The organism is [Lactobacillus] rogosae, from assembly GCA_900112995.1.
Classification (GTDB): domain Bacteria; phylum Bacillota; class Clostridia; order Lachnospirales; family Lachnospiraceae; genus Lachnospira; species Lachnospira rogosae.
In genome coordinates this window covers 105884-130161 of sequence record FONU01000011.1, presented here as the reverse complement: position 1 = coordinate 130161, position 24278 = coordinate 105884, and the positions used below count along the sequence as shown (strand labels likewise).

General features: G+C 37.4%; 15 protein-coding genes. 1 reads left to right on the top strand and 14 read right to left on the bottom strand.

Going from position 1 to position 24278, the window contains the following annotated elements:
- Positions 1–94: 94 nt before the first annotated feature.
- The 7 genes from BM157_RS05995 to BM157_RS05965 form a co-directional block, all read right to left on the bottom strand.
- On the bottom strand, positions 95–871 hold the full coding sequence (locus BM157_RS05995) for a hypothetical protein (RefSeq protein WP_318255836.1): 777 nt from the start codon (positions 869–871) through the stop codon (positions 95–97).
- Between the two features lie 178 nt (positions 872–1049).
- Complete coding sequence (locus BM157_RS05990; RefSeq protein WP_055176251.1) at positions 1050–2753, bottom strand: methyl-accepting chemotaxis protein; 1704 nt, start codon at positions 2751–2753, stop codon at positions 1050–1052.
- Between the two features lie 534 nt (positions 2754–3287).
- Positions 3288–4982 (bottom strand): cadherin-like beta sandwich domain-containing protein, encoded by a 1695-nt coding sequence (locus BM157_RS05985; RefSeq protein ID WP_090140308.1) that lies wholly within the window; start codon positions 4980–4982, stop codon positions 3288–3290.
- Between the two features lie 24 nt (positions 4983–5006).
- Entirely contained in the window at positions 5007–7037 is a 2031-nt protein-coding gene (locus BM157_RS05980; protein ID WP_022502321.1) for a dockerin type I domain-containing protein, read from the bottom strand.
- Between the two features lie 32 nt (positions 7038–7069).
- Entirely contained in the window at positions 7070–8665 is a 1596-nt protein-coding gene (locus BM157_RS05975; RefSeq protein WP_022502322.1) for a peptide chain release factor 3, read from the bottom strand.
- Positions 8666–8797: 132 nt separating this feature from the next.
- Entirely contained in the window at positions 8798–12559 is a 3762-nt protein-coding gene (locus BM157_RS05970; RefSeq protein ID WP_318255835.1) for a UvrD-helicase domain-containing protein, read from the bottom strand.
- A 2-nt stretch (positions 12560–12561) separates the two neighbouring features.
- Entirely contained in the window at positions 12562–15897 is a 3336-nt protein-coding gene (locus BM157_RS05965) for a PD-(D/E)XK nuclease family protein (protein ID WP_318255834.1), read from the bottom strand.
- A gap of 129 nt (positions 15898–16026) precedes the next feature.
- Here BM157_RS05965 and BM157_RS05960 point away from each other — a divergent pair, with 129 nt between their 5' ends.
- Positions 16027–16500 (top strand): hypothetical protein, encoded by a 474-nt coding sequence (locus BM157_RS05960; RefSeq protein WP_055176269.1) that lies wholly within the window; start codon positions 16027–16029, stop codon positions 16498–16500.
- Positions 16501–16646: 146 nt separating this feature from the next.
- Here BM157_RS05960 and hisS read toward each other — a convergent pair whose 3' ends face one another.
- The 7 genes from hisS to BM157_RS05925 all read right to left on the bottom strand — a co-directional run bounded on the left by hisS (position 16647) and on the right by BM157_RS05925 (position 24276).
- A complete protein-coding gene (gene hisS / locus BM157_RS05955) occupies positions 16647–17912 on the bottom strand; it encodes a histidine--tRNA ligase (RefSeq protein ID WP_055176272.1) in 1266 nt (421 codons plus the stop codon).
- An 87-nt stretch (positions 17913–17999) separates the two neighbouring features.
- Positions 18000–19274: a phosphoribosylamine--glycine ligase gene (gene purD, locus BM157_RS05950; RefSeq protein ID WP_055176277.1), complete on the bottom strand. Its 1275-nt coding sequence runs from the start codon at positions 19272–19274 to the stop codon at positions 18000–18002.
- A gap of 30 nt (positions 19275–19304) precedes the next feature.
- Entirely contained in the window at positions 19305–19901 is a 597-nt protein-coding gene (gene purN / locus BM157_RS05945; protein WP_022502328.1) for a phosphoribosylglycinamide formyltransferase, read from the bottom strand.
- Positions 19895–20920, bottom strand: a complete 1026-nt coding sequence (gene purM / locus BM157_RS05940) for a phosphoribosylformylglycinamidine cyclo-ligase (RefSeq protein WP_022502329.1) — start codon at positions 20918–20920, stop codon at positions 19895–19897. Before purM ends, purN begins: the two co-directional genes overlap by 7 nt.
- A 93-nt stretch (positions 20921–21013) precedes the next feature.
- Positions 21014–21520: a 5-(carboxyamino)imidazole ribonucleotide mutase gene (gene purE, locus BM157_RS05935; RefSeq protein ID WP_022502330.1), complete on the bottom strand. Its 507-nt coding sequence runs from the start codon at positions 21518–21520 to the stop codon at positions 21014–21016.
- Positions 21521–21722: 202 nt separating this feature from the next.
- Complete coding sequence (locus BM157_RS05930; RefSeq protein WP_090140301.1) at positions 21723–23798, bottom strand: aminopeptidase; 2076 nt, start codon at positions 23796–23798, stop codon at positions 21723–21725.
- A gap of 160 nt (positions 23799–23958) precedes the next feature.
- Complete coding sequence (locus tag BM157_RS05925; protein ID WP_022502332.1) at positions 23959–24276, bottom strand: DUF6142 family protein; 318 nt, start codon at positions 24274–24276, stop codon at positions 23959–23961.
- Positions 24277–24278: the final 2 nt, after the last annotated feature.

Sequence of the window (24278 nt, the reverse complement as noted above, 5' to 3'; positions counted from 1 at the left end):
TCGTCCTGCTTCGCACGACTGTTCGTTCGTTAATGGCGCAAGAAAAGTAAATGTCTGCTTCGCAGCCGCTTCCTTTTCTTTTGCGCTCATTATATTAAAATTCTTCTGTGACGTTATAGACATACCCATTCTTTACTCTGCCAGTACGCTTTACTATCTCAAGATAATTAAGAATATTAAGCGTATATCTTGACGCTTCAACACTGACCCCAGCCGCCATGGCAAAGTCTTTCACCGTAAAATCTTCCTTCAAATCCGCTGGAACTAACTGCATATAATCCTCTATCCTGTCAAACTTTACTATTCTTCTTATCCCAACCGGTACTCTGTCATATCTTGTTGAACCTCTTTTCTTATCATAACTCCAGCCGTTAAGAAGCTTATATTCTTCCATATCCATAAGCACAAGATTGATTGAAAGATTAGGATTTTTCAGATAGCTTTTTATCTTATATAACTCGTAAAATGCATCATATTCCGTAAAATGTCTTGGCGACTTTCTCCTGCCCTGAACCTCTCCATTATCAGGATTAACCCAGCTTAACCACTTGTTAAATGGAAGCGGATACACCACAGTAACGTGGTAATCTTGTAGAAATACCGAAAGCTTATCCCTCAGTTTATTAAGCTGGCGTGTCTGTATCTCTATTATTCCTTTGTCATTATATATATCAGCATAATAACCGCTCATAGCGACCTCGTGCTTGTCCTCATCAGGCTCATAATACAGCTTAAGGACAGCGTGAAGTGTCTTTTCTGACAATGTCCCTATCCCTTTGTTATTATGTGCCTTGCCAATTATCTTATCTTTAGCATTAACAAATGCCTCGTAATCTTCATATTCCGATGTTTCATATAATATATTGTTCAATGTTCTGTCCATAACCTGTCTAGTAATGTTATACTTTTTTTAATTCATTATAAATCAGAACATATATTCTTACAACAAAAAGCAGTAAAAGCTTTTAATATATATTCTCATTACATATCTACTATGTATAGAGAATATATTTTACTCTGTTACTTATGCTTTTACTGCCTTTTATTTATTATTTATTATTATTTTTTTTAAAATGTGCTATTTTAAGTGTTGCAATAAGTCCCCTTAATGTGTCTGCCTGTGTACTCATATCCTGACTTGCAGCGGCACACTCCTGTGATGTGGCAGAATTAGTCTGTACTACATCATTGATATCTTCAATGCCGTCATCAACCTGCTTAATTGTCTCTGTCTGAGTATTAAGAACATCTGCAATGTTATTAACTTCATCAACTATATGCCTTGAATTATCCACAACCACACCAAGCTGGGAAGCTGTGTCATTGGCAATAACCATACCTTTCTCAACTGCCGCAACAGATGTATCTATTAATGAAGCTGACTCCTTGGCAGCTTCTGCACTCTGTGCCGCAAGTGCTGATACCTGATCTGCAACTACCGCAAAACCTTTTCCTGCATCGCCAGCTCTTGCTGCCTCTATAGAAGCATTGAGTGCCAGAAGATTAGTCTGTGAAGCTATCTGGTTGATAGTTTCTATTATCTTGCTGATTTCTTTGGAAGCTTTTTCTATTTCACCCATTGATGTGACCATCTCACCCATTTTGCCGTTACTTTCATCAAGCTGTGTTCCTAGTTCATTTACTTTGCCACTTATTTCTCTTGCATTCTGTGAATTCTGTGCAACTCTTTCTGACACACTTGCAAGGGAAGCTGTAAGCTCCTCAACTGAAGCCGCCTGATTAGTCGCTCCTTCTGCAAGCTCTGTTGAACTTGATGCTATCTGTTCTGAACCTTCTGCCACCTGGTCAGCTACTCTTTGAAGATGCTTTACAAGATCTGCCATACTTGCTTCAAAGCTCATAAATGCATGTAATATTTCCTCAAAATCACCCTTCCACTCAACTTCTGGCTTAACATCAAAGTTACCATGTGAGAATTCCTGCATTGACCTTTTAATATCATCAACATATGAACTTAATGTTCTTATTGACTTACGCAGACTGTGGGCTAATGTTCCTAATTCATCATCTGAATGGTATGTAAGCTCACTGTGCAGGTTACCATTAGCAAGGTCTTTAGCTACATTGTCTATATCCCTTAATGGTTCTATTATCATCTCTGTAATCTTAGCACCTATTTTCTTTGATATAAGGCTCGCTATTACAATAAATAACACAATAGCCACACCGCCTATGACTGCCACAACATTACTTAACAATATTGCCTGATCCGCCTCTTTGTTGGTTTCATCCTCCATTTTATCCGCAATACTCATAAGATTGTTAAGTGCAGGTGTACATACTGTGTGGATTTTATTCTTGGCACTTGCAAGGTCGCCCTTTTCAATCTGGTTAATTATATCGTAACCGATATTGCCCCATTCATTAAGTGCTTTAACATACTGGTTATACAAATCATCATCTATTATATTGGTATTCTTTATAATATCAAGCTGTGTCTGGGAGTCTGTAAGAACTGTCTTAACATTATTCTTATAATTCTCATAAGTTGAACTGTCGTCATTTAATGCCATCTCTCTTATATTGCGGGCAGCAGAACTAATATCTATAATACTTTCTTTAGCAGCATTATTTGCTTTCTGAGCCCCTTTTACATAAGAATTAAATCTTATATCCAGAAGAGATAAACAAATTATGCTTACGATTCCTGATAAAATCATAAATTTAATTACAGTAGCGTAAATGTATTTTATTTTGTCGTGTAAATTTAGTTGGTGTAATTTAGATATCATTCTTGTACATCTCCTTCTTTAAATTGATGGGGGTGGAAGATAGACGGACCCCGGACGCGTTGTTAAAGCGAATAGAAGCAACAAAGACACGTTTGCACTGCGTGTCGCTCGCAGCGGTACTAAGCTGCCAGTTGGAACTGCCAGCTAAGGACCGGCGGCTCCCCAGCGTCTTCTTATGCTTCTATCAGCTTTAGCATCGCTGGCTGTCTTTCACCCATTGGTATATTTTGTTTTATTTATTAAGTAGATTTTATAGCATAGTAAAATATATTTGTCAATATATTATATTTGGATAGCTTTAAAATATATTTCAGTGGATTAGGAATGAAATAGAGATGGGGGATTTTTGCGTAAAAAAACAGCCGGACAATAGATTTACGAAAAGGGGATGTCCCCTGTTACTGGACAAGCCAGTAAAGCGGGGACTGGGGATTGAGGCTCTATTGTCAGACTGTTGTGGTTATTGTCACCTATTTATTATCTGATTATGATTTAACTATTTGCTGTCTGTTTATGGTGGACGATAGATATTTATTATTTATCGTCTATTTCTTCTAGTTCCAGTTCTTCAGACTCATTGTATTCTTCGGGGAGATCTTTTGTGGTTGATGACTGATATGGGACGGCATCATCAGATACTTCTTCATCTATATCTTCTTCTAAGTCATCATATAAGATATCTTCTTCATCATCTTCAAGTTCCATATCGTCTAAGTCTTCCTCGTCTATATCTTCGTCTTCGTAGCCGTCCATTGCTCCTACGAAGGCTTTTTTGCTCTTTGAAAGCTTAATGCTTAAGGCTATAACTACAACTATTAATGCTATTATTACAACAGCAAGGACTGCTAATATAACGAATATATAACTGCTGACTGTATTAAATGCCTTATCACTGTCAGCTGTCTTTGTGTTGGTGTTGATTACCTGTTCATCTGCCATATTGTAACCGGCGTAGCCTTGTATTGTGCCATCATTGACATTGTATCTGAACCAGCCTGTTTCTCCTGTAGAGCTTACGCCGTAGAATAATGCGTAGTTGCCTGTTCTGTCAAGAAGGGCATCGACTTCTTTGCCATTGATTACTGTTCTTCCAACATCATAGCCTTCTGGAAGTTCCATAGAAGCTTCATCTATGGCAAGTATGCAGTATGTAAATTGTGGCTGGCTTACTTCTACGAATTGTGAAAATGTCTTTCTCACCGAATCGTATACATAATAACCGCTCTCACCTTTGCCATCTGTACTTTCAAGATAGACAATTGTTACTCCTGTATCAATTCCAACACCTGCTGATACCTTTGTTCCATTATAATCATACTCTGTTGGAGTATAGCCATCTGGAAGTGGGTGTTCATCATTAGCAGATACAATCTTATATTCAGCATTATCTACTGTAATATTCGGCTCTTGTATTGCTTCACTGTTAGGATCCTGCACATCAGGAATATCATTATTATTGTCTGTTGATCCATTAGATGAGTCCGAACCTGTTGCCTGATTATTTTCATTAGAAGCTGAATTAGTTTCCTTGGTTGTCTTTATTGTATAAGTTCTTTTACTGCCATTTTCTGCTGTTACAGTAATTGTTGTTGTGTTAAATCCTGGATCCATTCTCTTGCCAGATACGCTTACAGTTGCCTTTGAATCATTAGGAACTGCACTTACTGTAAGGCTTGCACAGTCAGCACCAACAGATGTTGTATAAGTAGTTACATCTGGTGAAAATGCTGGAGATAACACACCAGGACTTATCTGTAATGAACTTAATGTATTATCTGATGAATATGAAGCTGGTGCAGAAGCTGTAACTGAACCTGACGATTTGGATATACTGCACGCCTGCATATCTATATCAATAACCTTGGAATCACCTATAACATTAAGGCTTGAAGTACCAGCTCCGATAATCCTAAATGTTATTGTCTTTGACTGGCTGCTTGCTGTACTTTCGTCCATAAAGCTGACCATCGCAGTTCCCGAATTACTTGAGCTTCCGCTTAATGCTAATATTGATGGGTCATAGGATACATATATTGTAGCTCCGCCTATTCCGCTCGATGCACTGATTGACACATCTATGGATACTGTATCGCCTACCGTACCACTTGCTGAACCAATTGATACTCTTGCTGTTCCTGCCGCTAATATATCTGTCTTATTCACAAAAGCCATTACAGCACACATACATATAATAAGCAGTGCTGAAATTATCTTTTTAACCTTATTCATATATGTCCTCTCTTCTTGCAGTCACTACTGCTGGATATATCCTATATTTAATATGTGTCTTTTAATAGCAACGAAATCATACAAATCTATAACTCCGTCCCTGTTAATATCCGCAGCCTCTTTATAACTGCCCTGTGGCTGTCCAATTCCAAGAACTGCTCTCTTAATAGCAACGAAATCATATAAATCTATAACTCCGTCACCATTAACATCTCCATATATAACTATAGAATATTCATCATATACACTTCCGTCTGCCTTGTATACAACTAACTTATCACCAGTAACTACTGTGTCGCCTCTCTCGCTTCCGTCATTCTTTAATATTTTTCCATAACAGCCATTGCTGTATGATACATTATCAAGAACACTTGATGCCTGACTTCCGACACCTATCTTAGTCATTATCTTCTTTGATGAATCGACATTATAATCTGTCTTAAAACCATCTGTATTACCACCAGATTGTGCAGACTTTCTTGTTATATTTATTACATATGTCTTTATGTCACCATTTTCAGCCGTTACAGTAATATTGATTACATTATTGCCAACGCTTAAGCTGTGGCTTCCACGTCCGCTTACTGTTGCATTGCCATCTATAAGTCCTGCCGATACATTAACACTTGTAATATCATTTTCTACAATGAGACTGTAATCAGTATTATCAGATGAAAATGTAGGAGTTAATGTATAACCATCTACTGATAATGAACTAAGCCTGTTATTCGCACTCTGGTTGCCATCTGGTATTATACATCTTGACGATGGCATATTATCATATACCGGAATGTTAAACTTAAATGTTGTATTATTAAGCGTGTATGAACTATATGCCTTCTTAGCCCTTGTCGCTTCTGACCTTGGTGCAAGCACATTAGTCATATACTGGTGTGAGAAGTTCTTAACATCAAACTTCTCATAATATATAGTATCCTGACCCTTGTTAATGTACCATTTTCCAAGATTGACAGCACCACCTACAACAGCCCTGTAACGCGAATTCCAAGGCCTCATATTAGAGCTGTCGGTCTGTCTGGCATATTTCAAACCATTCTGGACTGCTGACAGACCGCCGCTTGCATATGCGTTCTGGCTGTAATAATTATAATAGCCCTCGTATCCGCTTACATTTCCAGATATCTGGTTGCCTCGTCCGTCTGCACCCTGTTCCTGAATAATTCTTGTTGCAAGGTGATATGGGCTTACCTTGGATACTTCACCTGCATACATAAGCAGTGAAGCATAGTCATAGCCGTCAAGATTGTGGCTTGAATTCTCCATAAATGTTCCGCTTATAATATTGCGCACACCGTCTATATTATGTACTGATGAGTCATAAGAAAGACTTTCAAACATAAATATGTATGTATCATCAAGAAAGTTTCTTGGGTCAAGTGCATATTTCACAAGTCCCTCAGATGCCTGAACCCAGCCACCACTGTCAAGCTCTGTATACTCACCTGTATTCCAGTCATAACAGCCATCAGCCGTAGACTTCCACGAAGCATCTGCCGAACTGTATATAAGGCTTCGTCCTAATACATTCTGGGCATTAACCATAGTATCCCAGTCCCTTCCATTATGGTCTGCTACAAATACCCATAATGGATATGCACTGTGAAGCTGCCTTAAGCTTTCCCTGTAGGAAGCCGGGAAATTCTGTGCCTCAAGATAATCTTCAAAATTATTATCTGGTGTATAATCTGACTTTGCTTCCCTGGTAGTATACTCTGATGTTATATATCCTCTTGTGTATTCACCATTGAGATAAAAACCTATGCTGTACCACTTATATGTCGCACTCGTATTCACTTCTTCGTATATATCGAACTTAAATCCACCATCTACTTTAGTAATTACACTTCCATTAACAGGTGCTGTCCTTATTCTAAGGCTTGTTACATCATAATTAACATAACCTGTAGCAATAATTGTATCATCTGCTTTAGCGGTAAATGTATACGAAAATCCTGTCACCATACATACAAGAATGACTGCCATAAGTACTATGGCTACTGCTTTTTTTATAATCTCTCTGTAGCTTACGTTCATCTAATCACCTTGTTCCTTATTAAATCTGCAATTTAGTTGTTCTTTCCAAACTCAGATAACTTAAGTCCCTCATTACGTTCAAGCACCATATTAACTGACCAGCTGTTAGCAAATACCAATAACGGATTGCCCTTAAGGTCTTTAATCTTTTTCATATCAGAAGTACCGACAATTCTGTTCACATCAACTTCTTCTGGATTTTCAATCCATCTGATATGTTCATATGGAAGCGGCTCTAACTTTATATCTACATTGTACTCATTCTTAAGTCTGTATTCAAGAACTTCAAACTGAAGTACACCGACAACGCCGACAATAATTTCTTCCATTCCAGTGTTATATTCCTGAAATATCTGAATAGCACCTTCCTGTGCAATCTGGCTTATTCCCTTAATGAACTGCTTACGCTTCATTGTATCAATCTGCCTTACTCTTGCAAAATGTTCCGGTGCGAATGTAGGAATTCCATCAAACTGGAACTTCTTATTAGAAGTACATATAGTATCACCTATTGAGAATATACCCGGATCGAATACACCTATTATATCTCCTGCATAAGCTTCTTCTACAATGTGTCTTTCCTGTGCCATCATCTGCTGTGGCTGTGAAAGCCTTATCTTCTTGCCACCCTGAACGTGGTTAGCTTCCATACCGGCAGTGAACTTTCCTGAACATATACGCATAAATGCAATTCTATCTCTATGTGCCTTATTCATATTAGCCTGTATCTTAAATACAAAAGCAGAGAAATCTTCCTTAAATGGGTCTATAAGACCTACTGACGAATTACGTGGAAGTGGTGATGTAGTCATATCAAGGAAATGCTGTAAAAATGTCTCTACACCAAAGTTAGTAAGTGCTGAACCAAAGAATACAGGTGTTAAATCTCCTGCCTGAACCTTGGCAAGATCAAATTCTGCACTTGCACCATCTAAGAGTTCTACATCTTCTTCAAGCTTAGCCCAGTAATCATCACCAATCTCTGCCTTAAGCTCATCATCATCTATTGATATATTCTTAGTATCTACTTCCTTCTGTCCATTCATTGCCGCCTTAAAGAGTGATACCTCTTTCTGCTTTCTGTCATATACACCCTTAAATGCCTTACCACAGCCTATAGGCCAGTTGATAGGACAAGTAGCAATTCCAAGTACATTTTCTATCTCATCAAGAAGCTCGAATGGGTCGTTGGCTTCTCTATCCATTTTATTAATAAATGTAAAGATCGGAATATGTCTCATAACACATACTTTAAAAAGCTTAATAGTCTGTTTCTCAACACCCTTTGAAGCATCTATAACCATTACGGCTGAGTCAGCAGCCATAAGAGTTCTATAAGTATCCTCTGAGAAATCTTCGTGTCCAGGTGTATCAAGAATATTAATGCAATATCCATCATAATTAAACTGAAGTACTGAAGATGTTACAGAGATACCTCTTTCCTTCTCAATCTCCATCCAGTCTGATACTGCGTGTTTCGCTGTCTTCTTACCCTTTACAGAACCAGCAAGATTAATAGCACCACCATATAACAAGAACTTCTCAGTAAGTGTTGTCTTACCAGCATCCGGGTGGGATATGATTGCAAATGTCCTTCTTTTCTTAATTTCACTTGTAATATCTGACATAATTTCTCCATTTCTTAAATCATTTTACACTTTAACTAATCTAGTATATAGTATCCATCAATTTAATTCAACTACTTAGTGCCGGACTATTTTATAAACTACTCAGTTTATTCTATTACCTATTCCAGATAATTACTCTACAGTTAAGCTTCTTCCCAGTGCAAAGGAATATATTACTTTTTCTTTAACCTTTAAGCCTGTTATCTGTGACAGTGCCATAGCATAGTAATCAAGCTGGATAGAATATCTTCTTCTAAGCTCGTCCTCTCCTGCCCTGCCTCTTAACACCCGGTCAGTCTTATAATCAACTATAACAAGCTGTCCGTCCTCAATAAAATACAGGTCAATGACCCCCTGTACAAGCTGTCTGTCATATTCAAATACAAATGGCTGTTCCCTTTTCACCCCGCCGTAAGCATATGCACGCTTAATTCTTTCACCTATTGATGATCCTGCAAATGTATCTATATCCTTAAGCTTTATGCATTCAGCTTGTTTTAATGACAGCTTTTCTTCTCTTACCATTCTGTCAATTTCATTCTTTATATCCTCAGTGCTTCCAGCTTTTGAATAATTCAGACATTCCATAACCCTGTGGTATGCCGTTCCACGTTCATTACTTACAAGCTCTTTTTCTTCACTGCTTATAAACTTAGGAACTGTTGGAATATATTCGTCTGCAGCTTCAGATTCTGCCCCGCCGTCTGCTTCTTTAACACCGCCAGCCGCTTCTTTAATTCTTTCTGCCTCCATAATGCCCGCAGCCTTTTTGATACTGTCTGCCGCAAAAGCATTTTGCTCGTAATCTGCTTCATTCTGCATTTTCTTTAACTCACTGACAGTTACTTTTACTTTTCTGTCTGCATCAGGGTCTTTAATATATGGCGGAAGCTCCTTTAAAGGCGAAGTTCCATAGGCTGTTTTTTCGCCTACCTGACTTTCATCTGTTGCTTGGCTTCCGGTCTGGTCAATGTCCGATTTGTTCAATAAAGAATTAATTTCTTCCACACCAATAAGCTTTATATTGAATTCTCCTTTATTGTATTCCTTTCCAGTAAGTACAACTGGAATTACCATATCTGCGAACTTGTCTATCTTCTCGCAGTCAGCATAAGAATATATTCCAGACATTCTAATCTCATCAGCAATTGAATTCCAGCCTGTCATTGCCTTGTCTGTGTCAGTGACATTTCCCATCATAATAAGCTTTTCCCTTGCTCGTGTCATTGCAACATACAGAACTCTTTCTTCCTCGGATATTCCATCTCTTACAATCTTTCTTGCAATCGCCCCTTTTATAATAGTAGATGTCTTGGTCTTGCGGTCAAGATTAACATAATCAGCACCTATGCCCAGCTCTTTATCAATAACAATCCTGCTTCTTGCATCCATTTTATTAATCTGCTTGTTAAGTCCGGCTACAATTACAACCGGAAACTCAAGACCTTTGCTCTTATGTATGCTCATTACCCTTACAGAGTCGCCGTTATCTCCCATACCCTGTGAGTCGGTTATATCTATGTCGTATTTCTGCAATCTTTCTATATATCTTAAGAAATTAAAAAGTCCGCTGTAGCTTGTTCCCTCAAATGAAGATGCCCTGTCCAGAAGCACATCTATATTAGATTGTCTTTTAGCTCCTGCCGGCATAGTTCCTGCGTAATCATAATAACCTGTGTTGTATACAATCTCCCACAGCAAATCATAGATAGTCATTATTCTGGATTTATCTCTTAAGACATTAAGCTTATCAATAAATGCACTGCATTTCTTATAATCGCAATCCTCGTCCTCATTCTCTGCTATGCTCTTCATCTGCCTGATAAGAAACTTCTGTGAATATTTCTTTCCTGATATTCTTATCTTGCATAATTCATCTTCCGTAAAACCTCCAAAGTATGACAAAAGCACAGAAGCCATAGGTATATCCTGCAATGGATTGTCTATGCAGGTAAGCAGGCTTATAAGGACCTTTATCTCCCTTAATTTAAAATACTGCTGTGCAGTATCTGCCATAGCCGGCACTCCGCAGTCAAGCAGTTCATTGACAAGCACATCTGCCCAGCCTGTAAGCGTTCTTGTGAGAATAACAATATCACCATATTTTATTCTCCTGTAATCTTCAAGGTCAGCATCATACACGTAATAAGCATTATCTTCTGACATAAGTTCTCTTATTCTTAATGCGGCATATCTTGCCTCTGCCCTTATTCCATCGCCGTCCTCATCACCCGACATATCAACAAGCACAATATCTGTGCTTTTCTCACTGTCCTGCCCGAAGTTTCTTTTATCCTCACACGCTGGATAATCTAACCCACAGTTAAGCTGCTGCCTATCATCATACTGTATGCCGCAGAAATTCTTATTCATAACACGGAAGAACACATCATTGGTACTATCAAGAACATTACTTCTGCTTCGGAAATTCTTCTGTAATTCTATCTTACAAGAACTTATATTCTGCTCACCACCGCCAAATGATGTATCTTCGCAGTCATTATATTGTGCTTTATCTTTGCAGTTATCATTCTGCGATGAATAATTATCATACTTGCTCATAAATAACTCAGGACACGCAAGTCTGAACTTATATATACTCTGCTTAACATCTCCAACCATATATACATTATTGAAATAATCGGACATTCTCTGCCTTGATACAGCAGTAAGTATTTCTTCCTGTAACTGGTTGGAATCCTGATACTCGTCTATTAATATCTCATCAAAGCTCTCTGCAAGTTCATCTGCTGTCCTGGTATACTCAATAATACCAGCATTATTCTTTACAAGAATATCAAGTGCAAGATGTTCCATATCATTAAAATCTATTATTCCACGGTCTTTTTTCTGTTCTGACATTCTTTGTGCAAAATCATTAGCAAGCTTTACCATCATAGCAATCATTGGTGCATTAGCTTTCACATCTTCAATTAATGTATCAATATCTGCTGTGAACACACCACTGATAAGGGAATTAATATATTTCTTGAAATTATTTCTTTCATTCTTGACATATTCTTTTAAATCTTCCCTCGCATCAGGCATTTTCTTATTGCTTAATCTGTCAAATACCGTCTTTCTTATTCTTACCGAAAGGTCATCAAAGTCTGGTGCTTCAAGTATTCTTTTGATATTCATATAATCTGAATTGATTGCATCAAGATATGACACCGGACCGTCTACGTGCTGGCAAAGTTCAATCATATATTCATATTTGCGGCAGTAATCACTCAGCGAATTGATAATGCTTTCATACAGGTCAGCTATCGCCCTGTTGTTAGAATTATCTGGTGCTTCATACATATCAAGCGTTTCCTTATACCATTCAGAAGGCCATGGATTGCTTCGTGCAAGATTATATATTTTCTTAATAAGTTCTTCTATATTCTGGTCATTACGTCCTGTTCCATAAGCCTCTACAAGATTAATAAAATCCTCATCTGCCTCTGTATAATAGTCCTCAAGAAGCTCCTGCATTACATCATTCTCAAGAAGTGTAATCTCTCCATTATCTGCCGCCCTGAAACCGGGGTCTAATTCAATCTCTGAAAAATGATTTTTTATTATCCACAGACAGAAACTATCTATTGTTGTTATATGTGCATTGTTAATAAGTGCAATCTGCTTTAAAAGATTGGTATCTGCCTCATTATTGTCAAGCATATCATCAAGCCTGTTTCTTATTCTTGCTTTCATCTCTGCCGCGGCGGCCTTGGTAAATGTAACAACAACAAGTCTGTCTATATCCGTGCTGTTCTCACCTGTAATCATATTGATAATTCGTTCAACAAGAACCGCTGTCTTTCCTGAACCTGCGGCGGCTGACACAAGTATATTCCTGTTCTTAGTATCTATTGCCTTAAGCTGTTCATCAGTCCATTTCTTTGCCATCATTACACCTCTGAATTACTGTCAGTTTCTTTGTTATATTCTTCACTATCGTTATACTTTTCTGTACTGTTATGCTCTTTACTACTGCTGTACGCTTCACCGCTGTTATTCTCATCTATTAATTTCCATATATCTTCTTTGCTTAAATTGGAAAGTCTTCGATAACTTGTACCCGGCATATCTGTGCTAAATCCACACACACTGTTATACTGACAATAAGTACAACTGTTCTCATTACCCTTAATATACGGATTGATATTAATGCTTCCATTAAGTATCTTTCCTGCGTTATTGACATTTTCTTTATCAACATATTCACCAAGCTTATCGAACTCATCAGTTGTCATAACCCTGCTGTATCGCATATCAAGTTCACCAGATTTATTGTAACTGACAGGAATATTAACAGATGAACCCTCTGTTGAATCCATCATACTTATAATATTCTTATTAGAATTAACAACGCCCTTCATTCTTAATTCTTTTCTTATAAGTGCCTCGACCTCGTCATCATCTTTCTTCGCCTCAACTATCGGGTCCTGAATATTATAATATAAAAGCCCTGCTGGAATTATATTCTTGTCACCATATTTCTTCTTTTCATATATCATTGCTTCCCTCATATATGTAAGGAGCTGGATTTTCAAGCCATAATATGTCTTTAAAAGATTAAAATCTGACTGTCCTGTCTTGTAATCCACGACTTTGACATATAAATTTTCGTCATCCTCGCACACATCTATCCGGTCTATCTTGCCCTTCATATAAAATAGTACATCGTGCGGAAGTTCTTCTATCTGTGTAAGAAATCCCTTCTCAAATGCATCTGGCCTGAATATTCCGTCAGCAAGCTGCTTTCCAATTGCCCACAGTGTCCTGTCAGCGTAATTCTTCATTCTCTGTATAAGATACTCATTACGGCTTGAGTCCTTAAGTATCGTATTGCCATAATTCTCAGCTATTGCATTGATACTCTCTGATACCATCTGGCTTCTTTCCTCATCACTTAAAAGCACGAAGGATTTATTGTTCTGCTTTATATTTTTTGACACATCTTCAATTACAGCGTGAAGAATTGTACCAAAGTCATTAACCGCAAACTGATATTCTTCCCTCTCTTTAAGCCCAAGTCCATACTGGCAGAAATATGCGAACTGGCACGAAGCGAACTGTTCAAATGATGTTACGCTTCCTGTAAGCTCCCTTCCATATAATTCAAGTGCAATTCCCTCTGCAAGCACTTTATTAAGATTGACCTCGCTCCATACAATGTCTGCTTTTGGAATTCGTATATATGCGTGTTCTGCAAATGTATCCTCTCTTGCGTACTCTTTAACAAGCGGAAACATTTTCTTAATCATTCTTATTATGTAAGAAGGAAGAACCGCTTTCATATCCATGCCATTGCGTGCATAAGTTATATAAAGCTTTTCTGATGTCTTTGTCATAATAAGGTATAAATAAAATCTCTGAATAAACGCTTTTTCCCTGACTGACATTGATAATGATACGTCCATACCCTTAAGCCTGTCCCTGTCTGTTTCTGAAAGAACGCTTCTGTTGTCGCTTTTTTTTGGAACATACCCATCATTAACGCCCGCAAAGAACATTACCTTTATATTATCAAGTCTTGTTCTCTCAATATCACCTATTACAACGCAGTCGTTAGCCGGAGGTATAAGTCCTATCTTAATCTCCTCCAATCCAGATGCTATAATATGATTGTATTCTTTTAATGTAACCTTCTCACTGCCTAATAATTCAACTATCTTATCTAATAGTTCTATTATCTTCTTATATATCTGTCCATATTCTTCACTATCCACATCTATAGATGACAGCTTTCTTTCACAATCAAGTCCTGCTATGAATTCATATAAAGCCCTGGTAATGGCAGCTACATTTCCATCTGCCTCCTTAATATCTTTGTGAAGAACATCTATTGGAGTAATGACTTCGCGTCTTAATCTGTTAAGAAGTCCAAGGTCTGTATCTTCCCTTCCTGTCCTGAACTTTCTTATCCATTCATTGTTCCACTGCTTCCTGCCCTTTATGCCAACCGCAAGACAATAATTATCAAGAATATCTATCTCATCTCTTGTAAGTTGGGTAAATCCTGTTCTTAGATATCTGAACATACTGTCATAGGCATAATTCTTCTCGATAATATCAAGTACTGCGGTAATCATTTCCACTAAGCAGTTATCTGTTATATGACGTTTCTGGTCTAAGAAAAATGGTATTTCATTCTGGGAAAATATATTAGCGGCAAGCTTTCCATACACACCAATATCACCTGTAACAACCGCTATATCACTGTATCTGTAGCCTGACAGACGTGTAAGCTCAAGTATCTTTCCTGTTATATACTGCAATTCGTCCTTCGGCGTTGTCCCTGCATACAAAGCTATATCATTTACTTCACCATTATAATGCCTGCTTCCAGCCCTGAATATATTCTTTTCAAGAAATGCAAGCTCCTTTGACGACTTAAAACGTGATATATTATCATCATCAATCATCACAGCATTTTCTATATTAATATGCTGTTCATCACATATCTTATACAAATGTGCCACTGTATCCTTAGTCATATAGAAAAGGTTCTCAATGCCCTCATTGACATTAACCTTCTCACTTGTATCTATAGTCAGTACCACCTTAATATCCGTGCATATATCAAGAAGCAGACCAATAAGCCTGTACTGTACAGGCGTAAAACCAGTAAAGCCATCAAGTGCTATCACACTGTCTTTAAGCTTTTCTGACTCCTGCACTTTCCTGCACAGAAGATCAAGTATCTCCTCTGATGTAATGTAATTATCTTTTATAAAATTCCTAAATCCACTATAAACAACATTAATGTCACTTAATTTCATTCCAAGCAGACTGTTATTATCAACAGTTTTATTAATTTCATCTATCTTATCAACAGTTATATCATACTGTAACATCTCTGATATGACTGATTTCATCTCAGCCACAAATCCGGTATTGGATATATTACCACTAAAGAATCGAAGTTCTTTCTTGTGCTGTTCTAATATTCTTCTTACTATAAGATTCTTTCCTGTATCATCAAGAACCGGATAGTCAGAAGCCCCGACCTCCTCAAATACTCTATAAGCAAGCCTTTCAAAGCTTATGACATCTATATTAAGAATTCCCTTTCGTGGGTGAAGCTCAACTACACGCTTCTGTGTTGCCATAGTGTACTGCTCTGGCACGATAATTATATAATCTGTGTCTGGATTGTTAATCGACTCCTCTATTATTGAACTATATAAATATGTTGACTTGCCAGCACCCGATCCTCCAAGTATAAGTTGTAATGACATAATAATCCTCATTTCCGTGCACATTTTTATTCAATGAAACTCATTTAAGTATACCATATATAAGTTCTATTTATATATGAATGCTCATATATTTTATCAAAATAAATGTGTGTTATATGAGGGGGATATATGAGCGGTTCAACCAGGATTGTGGTAATTCCACTTAAGAAACTGATAATTATGGTATGCGTAATTGCTGCTCTTATTATATTAGCGGCAATATTTATATTTGGCGGAAGCAGTTCAGATGCTGCCAAAAGTACAGGTGTTAATATAAGCACCAGCACTGACACAGTAAAAAAGAATACATCTTGTCCTACATATTCACCAGGTGTATACACTTCCTCAATACTTCTTAATGGTACTCCTATAGATATTCAGGTTACAGTTGACTCCGACAATATCAACAATATCGAAATGGTTAATCTTTCAGAGTCCGTGCAGACTATGTATCCTATGCTTAATTCTTCATTTGATGAGATAAAGACCGCCGTTATCAACAACGGCTCAACAGATAATATCACCTACAATGCAAGCAGTAAATATACAGCAACTATGCTGTTATCAGCTATAGACAGTGCACTTGCCAAGGCAAGGAACTAACTGCGTAAGGCATTTAAGTCTTTCAGATAAACTTTTTACATCAGACACAGCCGTCTGTAACACTCTTTCTATACAGACGTATGTAAAAACTTCGGGTAATCTATATCCAGTTTGTTCATAGATTACCCGAAGTTCTATTTTAATTATTAGTTCTCAAAATAACTTATCCCGTCATCATTACTCACATTAATAAAGCCTGCATAACCTCTTTCTTCAAGCTTTCCTAAGAACTTGCCCATCTTCTTTGGCTTAACATAAAGCGAACATATCTTGCCTTCTGCCCTGTACTTTTCTGCAAGCTTATAAGCTGCTGTAAGCTCGCCCTCATCATACATTACTGCTATCTTATTGCCCTTATTAGGAAGGTCAATTCCGTGTTCCATAAGTATAGAGAATATTCTCTCAAATCCGATAGAAAATCCTACTGCACTTACCTGCTGTCCTAAGAACTTGCCAATAAGGTTATCATATCTTCCACCACCTGCAATAGCACCCTTAAAGTCAATGCTTTCAACTTCAAATACTGTTCCTGTGTAGTATCCCTGTCCTCTTACTAATGAAAGGTCGAATACAACATCGAACTCACCATTACAAAGCTCATTAACTGACTTCATAATATATTCGAGGCTTTCTGCTGGTGCTTTATCTACAAGAATATCTTTAACTGACTCTAAAGAAATCTCCTGTGGATTGCTTACATTTGCAAGAAATCCTGTAAACTTGGCTATAGCTGCTTCTGCGAATTCCTTCTCCTCAAGTTCCTTCTTAACGCCCTCAAGACCAACTTTATCCATCTTATCAAATGTTATACATACACTGTCAAGCTGGCTTTCTTCAAATCCGCAGTCCATAAGAAATGCTCTTAAAAGTCGTCTGTCATTAACTTTAACCTTAAAGTTCTTCATTCCTATAGCTTTAAGTGCCTTAGTTGTTATAAGTATAAGCTCAACCTCTGAATCTCTTGAGTCAGAACCTATAATATCTATATCACACTGTACGAATTCTCTTAATCTGCCCTTCTGTGGACGTTCTGCCCTGTACACTCTGTCCATCTGTATACACTTCATTGGAAGTGTAAGCTTATCCTTATTATTAGCAAAATATCTGCTTAAAGGAAGTGTAAGGTCATATCTTAAGCCCATATCTGCAAGAACATTTTCATTCTGTGAAGTAACTCCGCTTGCAAGTGCCTTGTCAAGCTTGTCGCCTCTCTTCATAATCTTAAATATAAGATTAAGGTTTTCTCCACCATCACTCTTATCAAGATTTTCAATATCTTCAATAACCGGAGTTGTTATATGTTCAAAACCATTCTCTACATATACTTTTAATATTTCATTCTGGAGATAATCTCTTATCTCTACTTCATTAGGAAGATAATCATTAGTACCTTTTACAGATGTAATCTTCATTCCATTGTCCTCCATTATTACAATTATTACACAATAACTCCCACCATTATATGTGGCGGGAGTTACTTAAACACATTCAATTAACAATTATGCTTCGTCTATAGCTTTACCTATATCGTGACGCATATATTTATTATCAAAATTAACCCATTCTGTCGCTTCATAAGCATTAGCACGGGCTTTCTTTAAATCCTCACCTAATGCTGTTACGCCAAGAACTCGTCCACCATTAGTAACAACCTTGCCTTCTTCGTTGAACTTAGTACCAGCGTGGAATAAAAAGTATGAATCTTTACCCTTGAAATTCTCCATACCTGTTATCTCAAAGCCCTTCTTGTACTCAAGTGGGTAACCGTCTGATGCAAGAACTACGCATACACACGCATTATCAGTAAACTTAAGATCTATCTTATCTAATGTTCCGTCTATGCACGCTTCAAATACATCAATTATATCATTCTCCATTCTTGGAAGAACAACCTGTGCTTCAGGATCACCAAATCTTGCATTATATTCAAGTACCTTAGGACCTTCTGGTGTAAGCATAAGTCCAAAGAATATAACACCCTTAAATGGTCTTCCCTCTGCCTTCATCGCATCAACTGTTGCCTGATATATGTGTGCCTTGCAGAAATCATCAACTTCCTTAGTATAAAATGGTGATGGTGAGAAGTTACCCATACCACCTGTATTAAGCCCCTGATCTCCGTCCTTGGCTCTCTTATGATCCTGTGCAGAAGACATTATCTTTATAGTATTACCATCAACAAATGAAAGAACTGAAACTTCACGTCCTGTCATAAATTCTTCTACTACAATTGTATTACCTGCTGAACCGAACTTCTTGTCAAGCATAAGCTCATCTACACCATCAAGTGCCATCTGCTTGTCTTCACATATAAGAACGCCCTTTCCAAGTGCAAGACCGTCAGCCTTAAGAACGATAGGATACTTAGCTGTTTCAAGATACTTCTTAGCTTCATCAGCAGATGTGAATGTCTCATATGCTGCTGTTGGTATATTGTATTTCTTCATAAGGTCCTTAGAAAATGCCTTTGAACCTTCAAGTATAGCTGCGTTCTTTCTAGGTCCGAATACCCTTAAACCTTCTGCCTCAAATGCATCAACAATACCGCCAACAAGTGGATCATCCATACCAATTACAGTAAGGTCGATTGCATTTTCCTTAGCAAATGCAACAAGCTTATCAAATTCCATAGCTTTAATATCAACACATTCCGCAACCTCAGCAATACCTGCATTACCAGGTGCACAATATATCTTATCAACCTTAGGGCTCTGGCTTATCTTCCAGCATATGGCGTGCTCACGTCCACCGCTGCCTACAACTAAAACCTTCATCTGTTCTTCCTCCAATATAATCTAGTCTTTCTAGTTATCATGTTCATTAGCTATCTTGTTAATAGCGGCAGGCAGTAACTTCCATTCTGCCTGTTCCATAACTCTCTTTTGAAGAATTTCTGGCGTGTCACCATCTTTAACTTCAACAGCTTTCTGGAATATAATCTCTCCTGTATCCATTCCTTCATCTACATAATGCACTGTTGCACCTGTAACCTTAACACCTTTGGCAAGTGCAGCTTCGTGAACGTGAAGTCCGTAAAAGCCTACACCGCAAAAAGATGGGATGAGTGATGGGTGGATATTAATAATTCTATGGCTGTATTCGTGTACCATTTCTTCTGGAATTTTAACAAGGAAGCCCGCAAGCACAACAAGGTCTACATTAAGCGAATTAACCTTTTCAAGAAGTGCTTTATTAAATTCATCTCTTGTAGCATAATCCTTAGGTGATACACAATAAGCTGGTATTCCGTTCTCTTTAGCTCTTGTAAGAGCATAAGCATTAGCATTATTACTTATAACAGCAGCAATCTGTGTATTAGTAATTGTCTTGTCCTTTACACCATCAATTATAGCCTGAAGATTAGTTCCACCTCCAGATACCATAACAGCTATTCTTAGCATAAAGTTACTCCCTTCTCACCTGCTTCAATATTACCGATAACATAAGGTGTCTCACCAGCAGCTTTAATAGCTTCCATAGTTGTATCTACGTCCTCAGGGGCTACTGCAAGTACAAGACCAATACCCATATTAAATGTGTTATACATCATATCTTCTTCAATCTCGCCATCTGTCTGTAACATCTTAAAGATTGGGGGAACTTCATAGCTGTCTTTCTTTACAACAGCTCTTACACCATCTGGTAACATTCTTGGAATGTTCTCATAGAAACCGCCACCTGTGATATGGCTGCATCCCTTAACACGAACTCCTGCGTTCTTAATAGACTTCATAGTCTTAACATATATCTTAGTTGGAGCAAGTAAAGCCTCTCCAAGTGTCTTGCCAAGTGAATCATAATATGTATTAAGTGACTCTTCTGTTATTGTGAATACACTTCTTACAAGTGAAAATCCATTAGAATGAACACCACTTGAAGCAATACCGATAAGTGTATCGCCCGGCTTAATATTCTCACCTGTTATAAGGTCTTTTCTATCAACAACACCTACAGCAAATCCAGCAACATCATATTCATCTACTGGCATAAGTCCTGGGTGTTCTGCTGTTTCACCTCCGATAAGTGCACATTCTGACTGACGGCAGCCCTCTGCTACACCACCTACGATTGTTGCAATCTTTTCTGGATAGTTCTTTCCACATGCAATATAGTCAAGGAAGAAAAGAGGTTCTCCACCTGCACATACAACATCATTAACACACATTGCAACTGCATCAATACCGATTGTATCGTGCTTATCCATAATAAAAGCAAGCTTAACCTTTGTTCCACAGCCATCTGTTCCTGAAAGAAGAACCGGGTCTTCCATCTGCTTAATCTTCTCAAGTGAAAATGCACCTGAAAATCCACCGATACCACCTAACACTTCCGGTCTGAATGTAGACTTGACCGCATCTTTCATTAATTCAACTGACTTGTAACCTGCTTCGATATCAACACCAGCATTCTTGTAATCCATTGTAATCCTCCATTCTTACGCAGCTTATCTGCGAATAACTATGTATGCTTTATAAGCACCATTTTATAATTTAACGACAATCTGATATTTTAATTACTTTGCGTAATTCTTGTATCCAACTTCCTGAAGTCTTGCATCTTTAGCCTGAACACTTTCCTTTAATTCCTTAGTATAATTCTTAAGCCTTTCAAGAAGCTGTTCATCTGATGTCGCAAGAATCTTAGCTGCAAGAATACCTGCATTAGCACCACCATTAATAGCAACTGTTGCAACAGGAATTCCTGTTGGCATCTGTACTATTGAATATAACGAATCTCTACCACCTAAAGAAGTTGTGTGCATTGGAATACCAATAACTGGCATAGGGAATATTGCCGCACACATTCCTGGCAGATGTGCTGCCATTCCTGCTCCTGCAATGATAACCTTGAATCCTTTCTGTTCTGCTGTCTTCGCATATTCAAAGAATACATCTGGTTCTCTGTGAGCAGAGATAATTGTCATCTCATATGAGATACCTAACTTGTCTAATATGTCTGCTGCCTTTGCCATAACAGGCATATCAGAATCACTACCCATAACTATTCCTACTAAAGCCATGTTTAACTTCCTCCATTCTGATAGAAATACAACTATCATCTTAAAATAATATTAAATCACTTATAATTTCATATTATCTGATAAATCATCCATCTGGATAATTAAACAGATAATATAATACAATACCTATAATATTTTACTTTGTTTTAGATATATCGTCAAGGAATTTAACATAAACCGTGTTATTGAACCAATGTCTGTTTTAATCTTCAAACGGTTCGTTAAGCATATCAGTTCCTGAAAGCACAAATCTTCCATTTTGTATTATGCTTGTTTCTTTTCCTGAATAGTCTACAACTGATATTCTTCCAATTTCATCATATGGAATTGTAATATCTGTATGACAATTGTAATATGCCTTGTCAGGCTCACTCTTTCTTAATAAAGACACCTCATTATCCCTTGAGATTATCTCCTTGCCATCAGGATTGAACACTGCAACATCCTCTGACCTTGAATAGCACGTATCACCAAGTGCAAAATGTGGTCCCATTTTCTCAACAATAAGAATTGGAAGTAGATACACAATATCATATCTGTTCGCTGACACATATGCTGTAGTATTAGTTCCTATTGCAAATTCACCGATTGGAAGTGTATCGTGGTTAAACAGGACATTTTCTTTAAATAAATCCTTGCAACGCTTCTCATCCTCATAATTATCACACATATAATCCGTGACAAAACCATCTTTAAAATGCACCTTAAGGTTCTTGAAATTAATGTCGTTAAGATATACCTTGCTTACATTAAGCACGCCCTCTGTTCCCTTAAGGACTGGCGATGTAAATACTTCACCAAGCGGTATATTAACATCTGCAAGGCAGTTCTCAAATACTGTCTGCTTACTGCCATCATTAACCTTCATTATAGATACTTTCATATCCGTTTCATTGCCGTTACAGCCTTTGACCCTGACATACTCTGCTGTATCAAGCACATCTATAATTCTCTGCTGGACAACCTTGTACTTGTCATAATCAAGAGTATTTATCTTGACAATCTCATCAAAAATCTCAGTGAACTTGTCGCCTGCCTCTGGTGATGGATAAGCTATTATAGTAAAGCTTCTCTCCTCGCCTTTAATATATGAATTAACTATAGCTCCTGATTCATTATTATATTTGACTATAAGCTTCTGCTGTTTATCATCAAGATGATAACATTCTTTAGCATCATCTGGCTCAAATGGCTTCTCACCAAATACTTCCATAACAGCAGGACCGCCGTGTACATCGGCAAGCTCTTTATGCTTTTCATACGCATTTTTTAATGCACCAAGCTTTCTCTCAACAAAATCTCCGTCAAGATATAGTGCATTATCAAATCTATGGTCAAATTCCATCTGTTTATTAGGACTTGCGCCATAATAGCCTATCTTAATATGCATACGCTTGTTAATTGAATTAACTGCCGCCCTGTATATAGTAGGCTTAAGCCCCATTGCCTCAAACTGCTTTATCTCCTCTCTTACAAGTCTTTCAAAGCCTACGCAGTATCTGATATTGACAGTCTGCTTCTTCTCTAACGGCTTATTGCCAAGAATAAATCCCTTTCGGTATCCTTCTGTAAATGTTGCCGCCATATCTTTTATCTGCTGTTCAGATAATGAGTTCAAATGCTGTGCCATTTTAATTTCATTATCAGTAATATATTCCCCATATCTGTACAGATATCTTAAATCATTCAAATCGCTGTCCATAATAATTCTTACAGCAAAATCCAGTGATGGGTCTATAAGTTCCCTTATCCTGTATTCAATATGGTCATCACTGTAATCACTTACATACCAGTAGACTGCTTCCTTAAGATGCTTATAATCAGCCTCTGTATTATCAGCCGCACAGTCCTTAACTATGCAGTAAAGCTCAATAAACAGCTCAATAAGTGCTGTTGCATCTGCTAATCTTCGCTCATACATATATACAATCAGACCCCTGATTTCCATATATACCATTGAGAATAATCTTCCGCACTGCTCTCCAAAGCACCTAACACTAACTCTTGGATTAGCATAACTTGTATTATAGGCTTCTCCTGTCACATCTTTATATAAAGCCCTGTTATATTCGCCAAGCTCCTCTAATGAAGCGTTATCAAATACTTTGCCAGCTATATCATTCTTGAGCTTATCCATAAGCAGTATAAACGCCGATACATTTTTAAAATAATCAGCATAACTGCCAGCACCATAATCTGACAGCTCATCATCTTTATTAATCTCTGATATTCTTTCTATTGCAAGCGAATATCTTTCTTCTATATTATCATCAAACATATTAATCTCCATTTCTATAATAAATATATATATATTAATATCCATTACTATATATATAACAATCCTATTATTTTACATTGTCACACAACAAATGTACTAATCTCTAATACTGCACAACTATTATATTATTCTTTATTGTTACACAAAAATATATTAGCAATTACACTATACCCATAAGGAATACCGCTGCCATAAATACTGCGAGTATTCCACATAACAGTGAGCCCACCTTTGATAAAGTATAGAATTTATCATCTTCCTTAAAGCTAAGAAGCCCGATTACTGAACCTATTATTGAAAATAACAGACTTAACAGTCCAAGACTTCCTACCTTTAAACCTGCATATCCTTCAGCTTTGTAGGATAAATACACGCCATATATTAAGGAAGCCAATGCAAGCAGACCCATTATGGTAGATATTATTCCACCAAGCGACTGCCTTTTATCCGAAAACTTGTATTTATTAAATAATTTCACGC

Coding starts and splice junctions, on each gene's coding strand:
- BM157_RS05990 (WP_055176251.1), bottom strand. CDS start 2,753: ATGATATCTAAATTACACCAACTAAATTTACACGACAAAATAAAATAC.
- BM157_RS05985 (WP_090140308.1), bottom strand. CDS start 4,982: ATGAATAAGGTTAAAAAGATAATTTCAGCACTGCTTATTATATGTATG.
- BM157_RS05980 (WP_022502321.1), bottom strand. CDS start 7,037: ATGAACGTAAGCTACAGAGAGATTATAAAAAAAGCAGTAGCCATAGTA.
- BM157_RS05975 (WP_022502322.1), bottom strand. CDS start 8,665: ATGTCAGATATTACAAGTGAAATTAAGAAAAGAAGGACATTTGCAATC.
- BM157_RS05970 (WP_318255835.1), bottom strand. CDS start 12,559: ATGGCAAAGAAATGGACTGATGAACAGCTTAAGGCAATAGATACTAAG.
- BM157_RS05965 (WP_318255834.1), bottom strand. CDS start 15,897: ATGTCATTACAACTTATACTTGGAGGATCGGGTGCTGGCAAGTCAACA.
- BM157_RS05960 (WP_055176269.1), top strand. CDS start 16,027: ATGAGCGGTTCAACCAGGATTGTGGTAATTCCACTTAAGAAACTGATA.
- hisS (WP_055176272.1), bottom strand. CDS start 17,912: ATGAAGATTACATCTGTAAAAGGTACTAATGATTATCTTCCTAATGAA.
- purD (WP_055176277.1), bottom strand. CDS start 19,274: ATGAAGGTTTTAGTTGTAGGCAGCGGTGGACGTGAGCACGCCATATGC.
- purN (WP_022502328.1), bottom strand. CDS start 19,901: ATGCTAAGAATAGCTGTTATGGTATCTGGAGGTGGAACTAATCTTCAG.
- purM (WP_022502329.1), bottom strand. CDS start 20,920: ATGGATTACAAGAATGCTGGTGTTGATATCGAAGCAGGTTACAAGTCA.
- purE (WP_022502330.1), bottom strand. CDS start 21,520: ATGGCTTTAGTAGGAATAGTTATGGGTAGTGATTCTGATATGCCTGTT.
- BM157_RS05930 (WP_090140301.1), bottom strand. CDS start 23,798: ATGTTTGATGATAATATAGAAGAAAGATATTCGCTTGCAATAGAAAGA.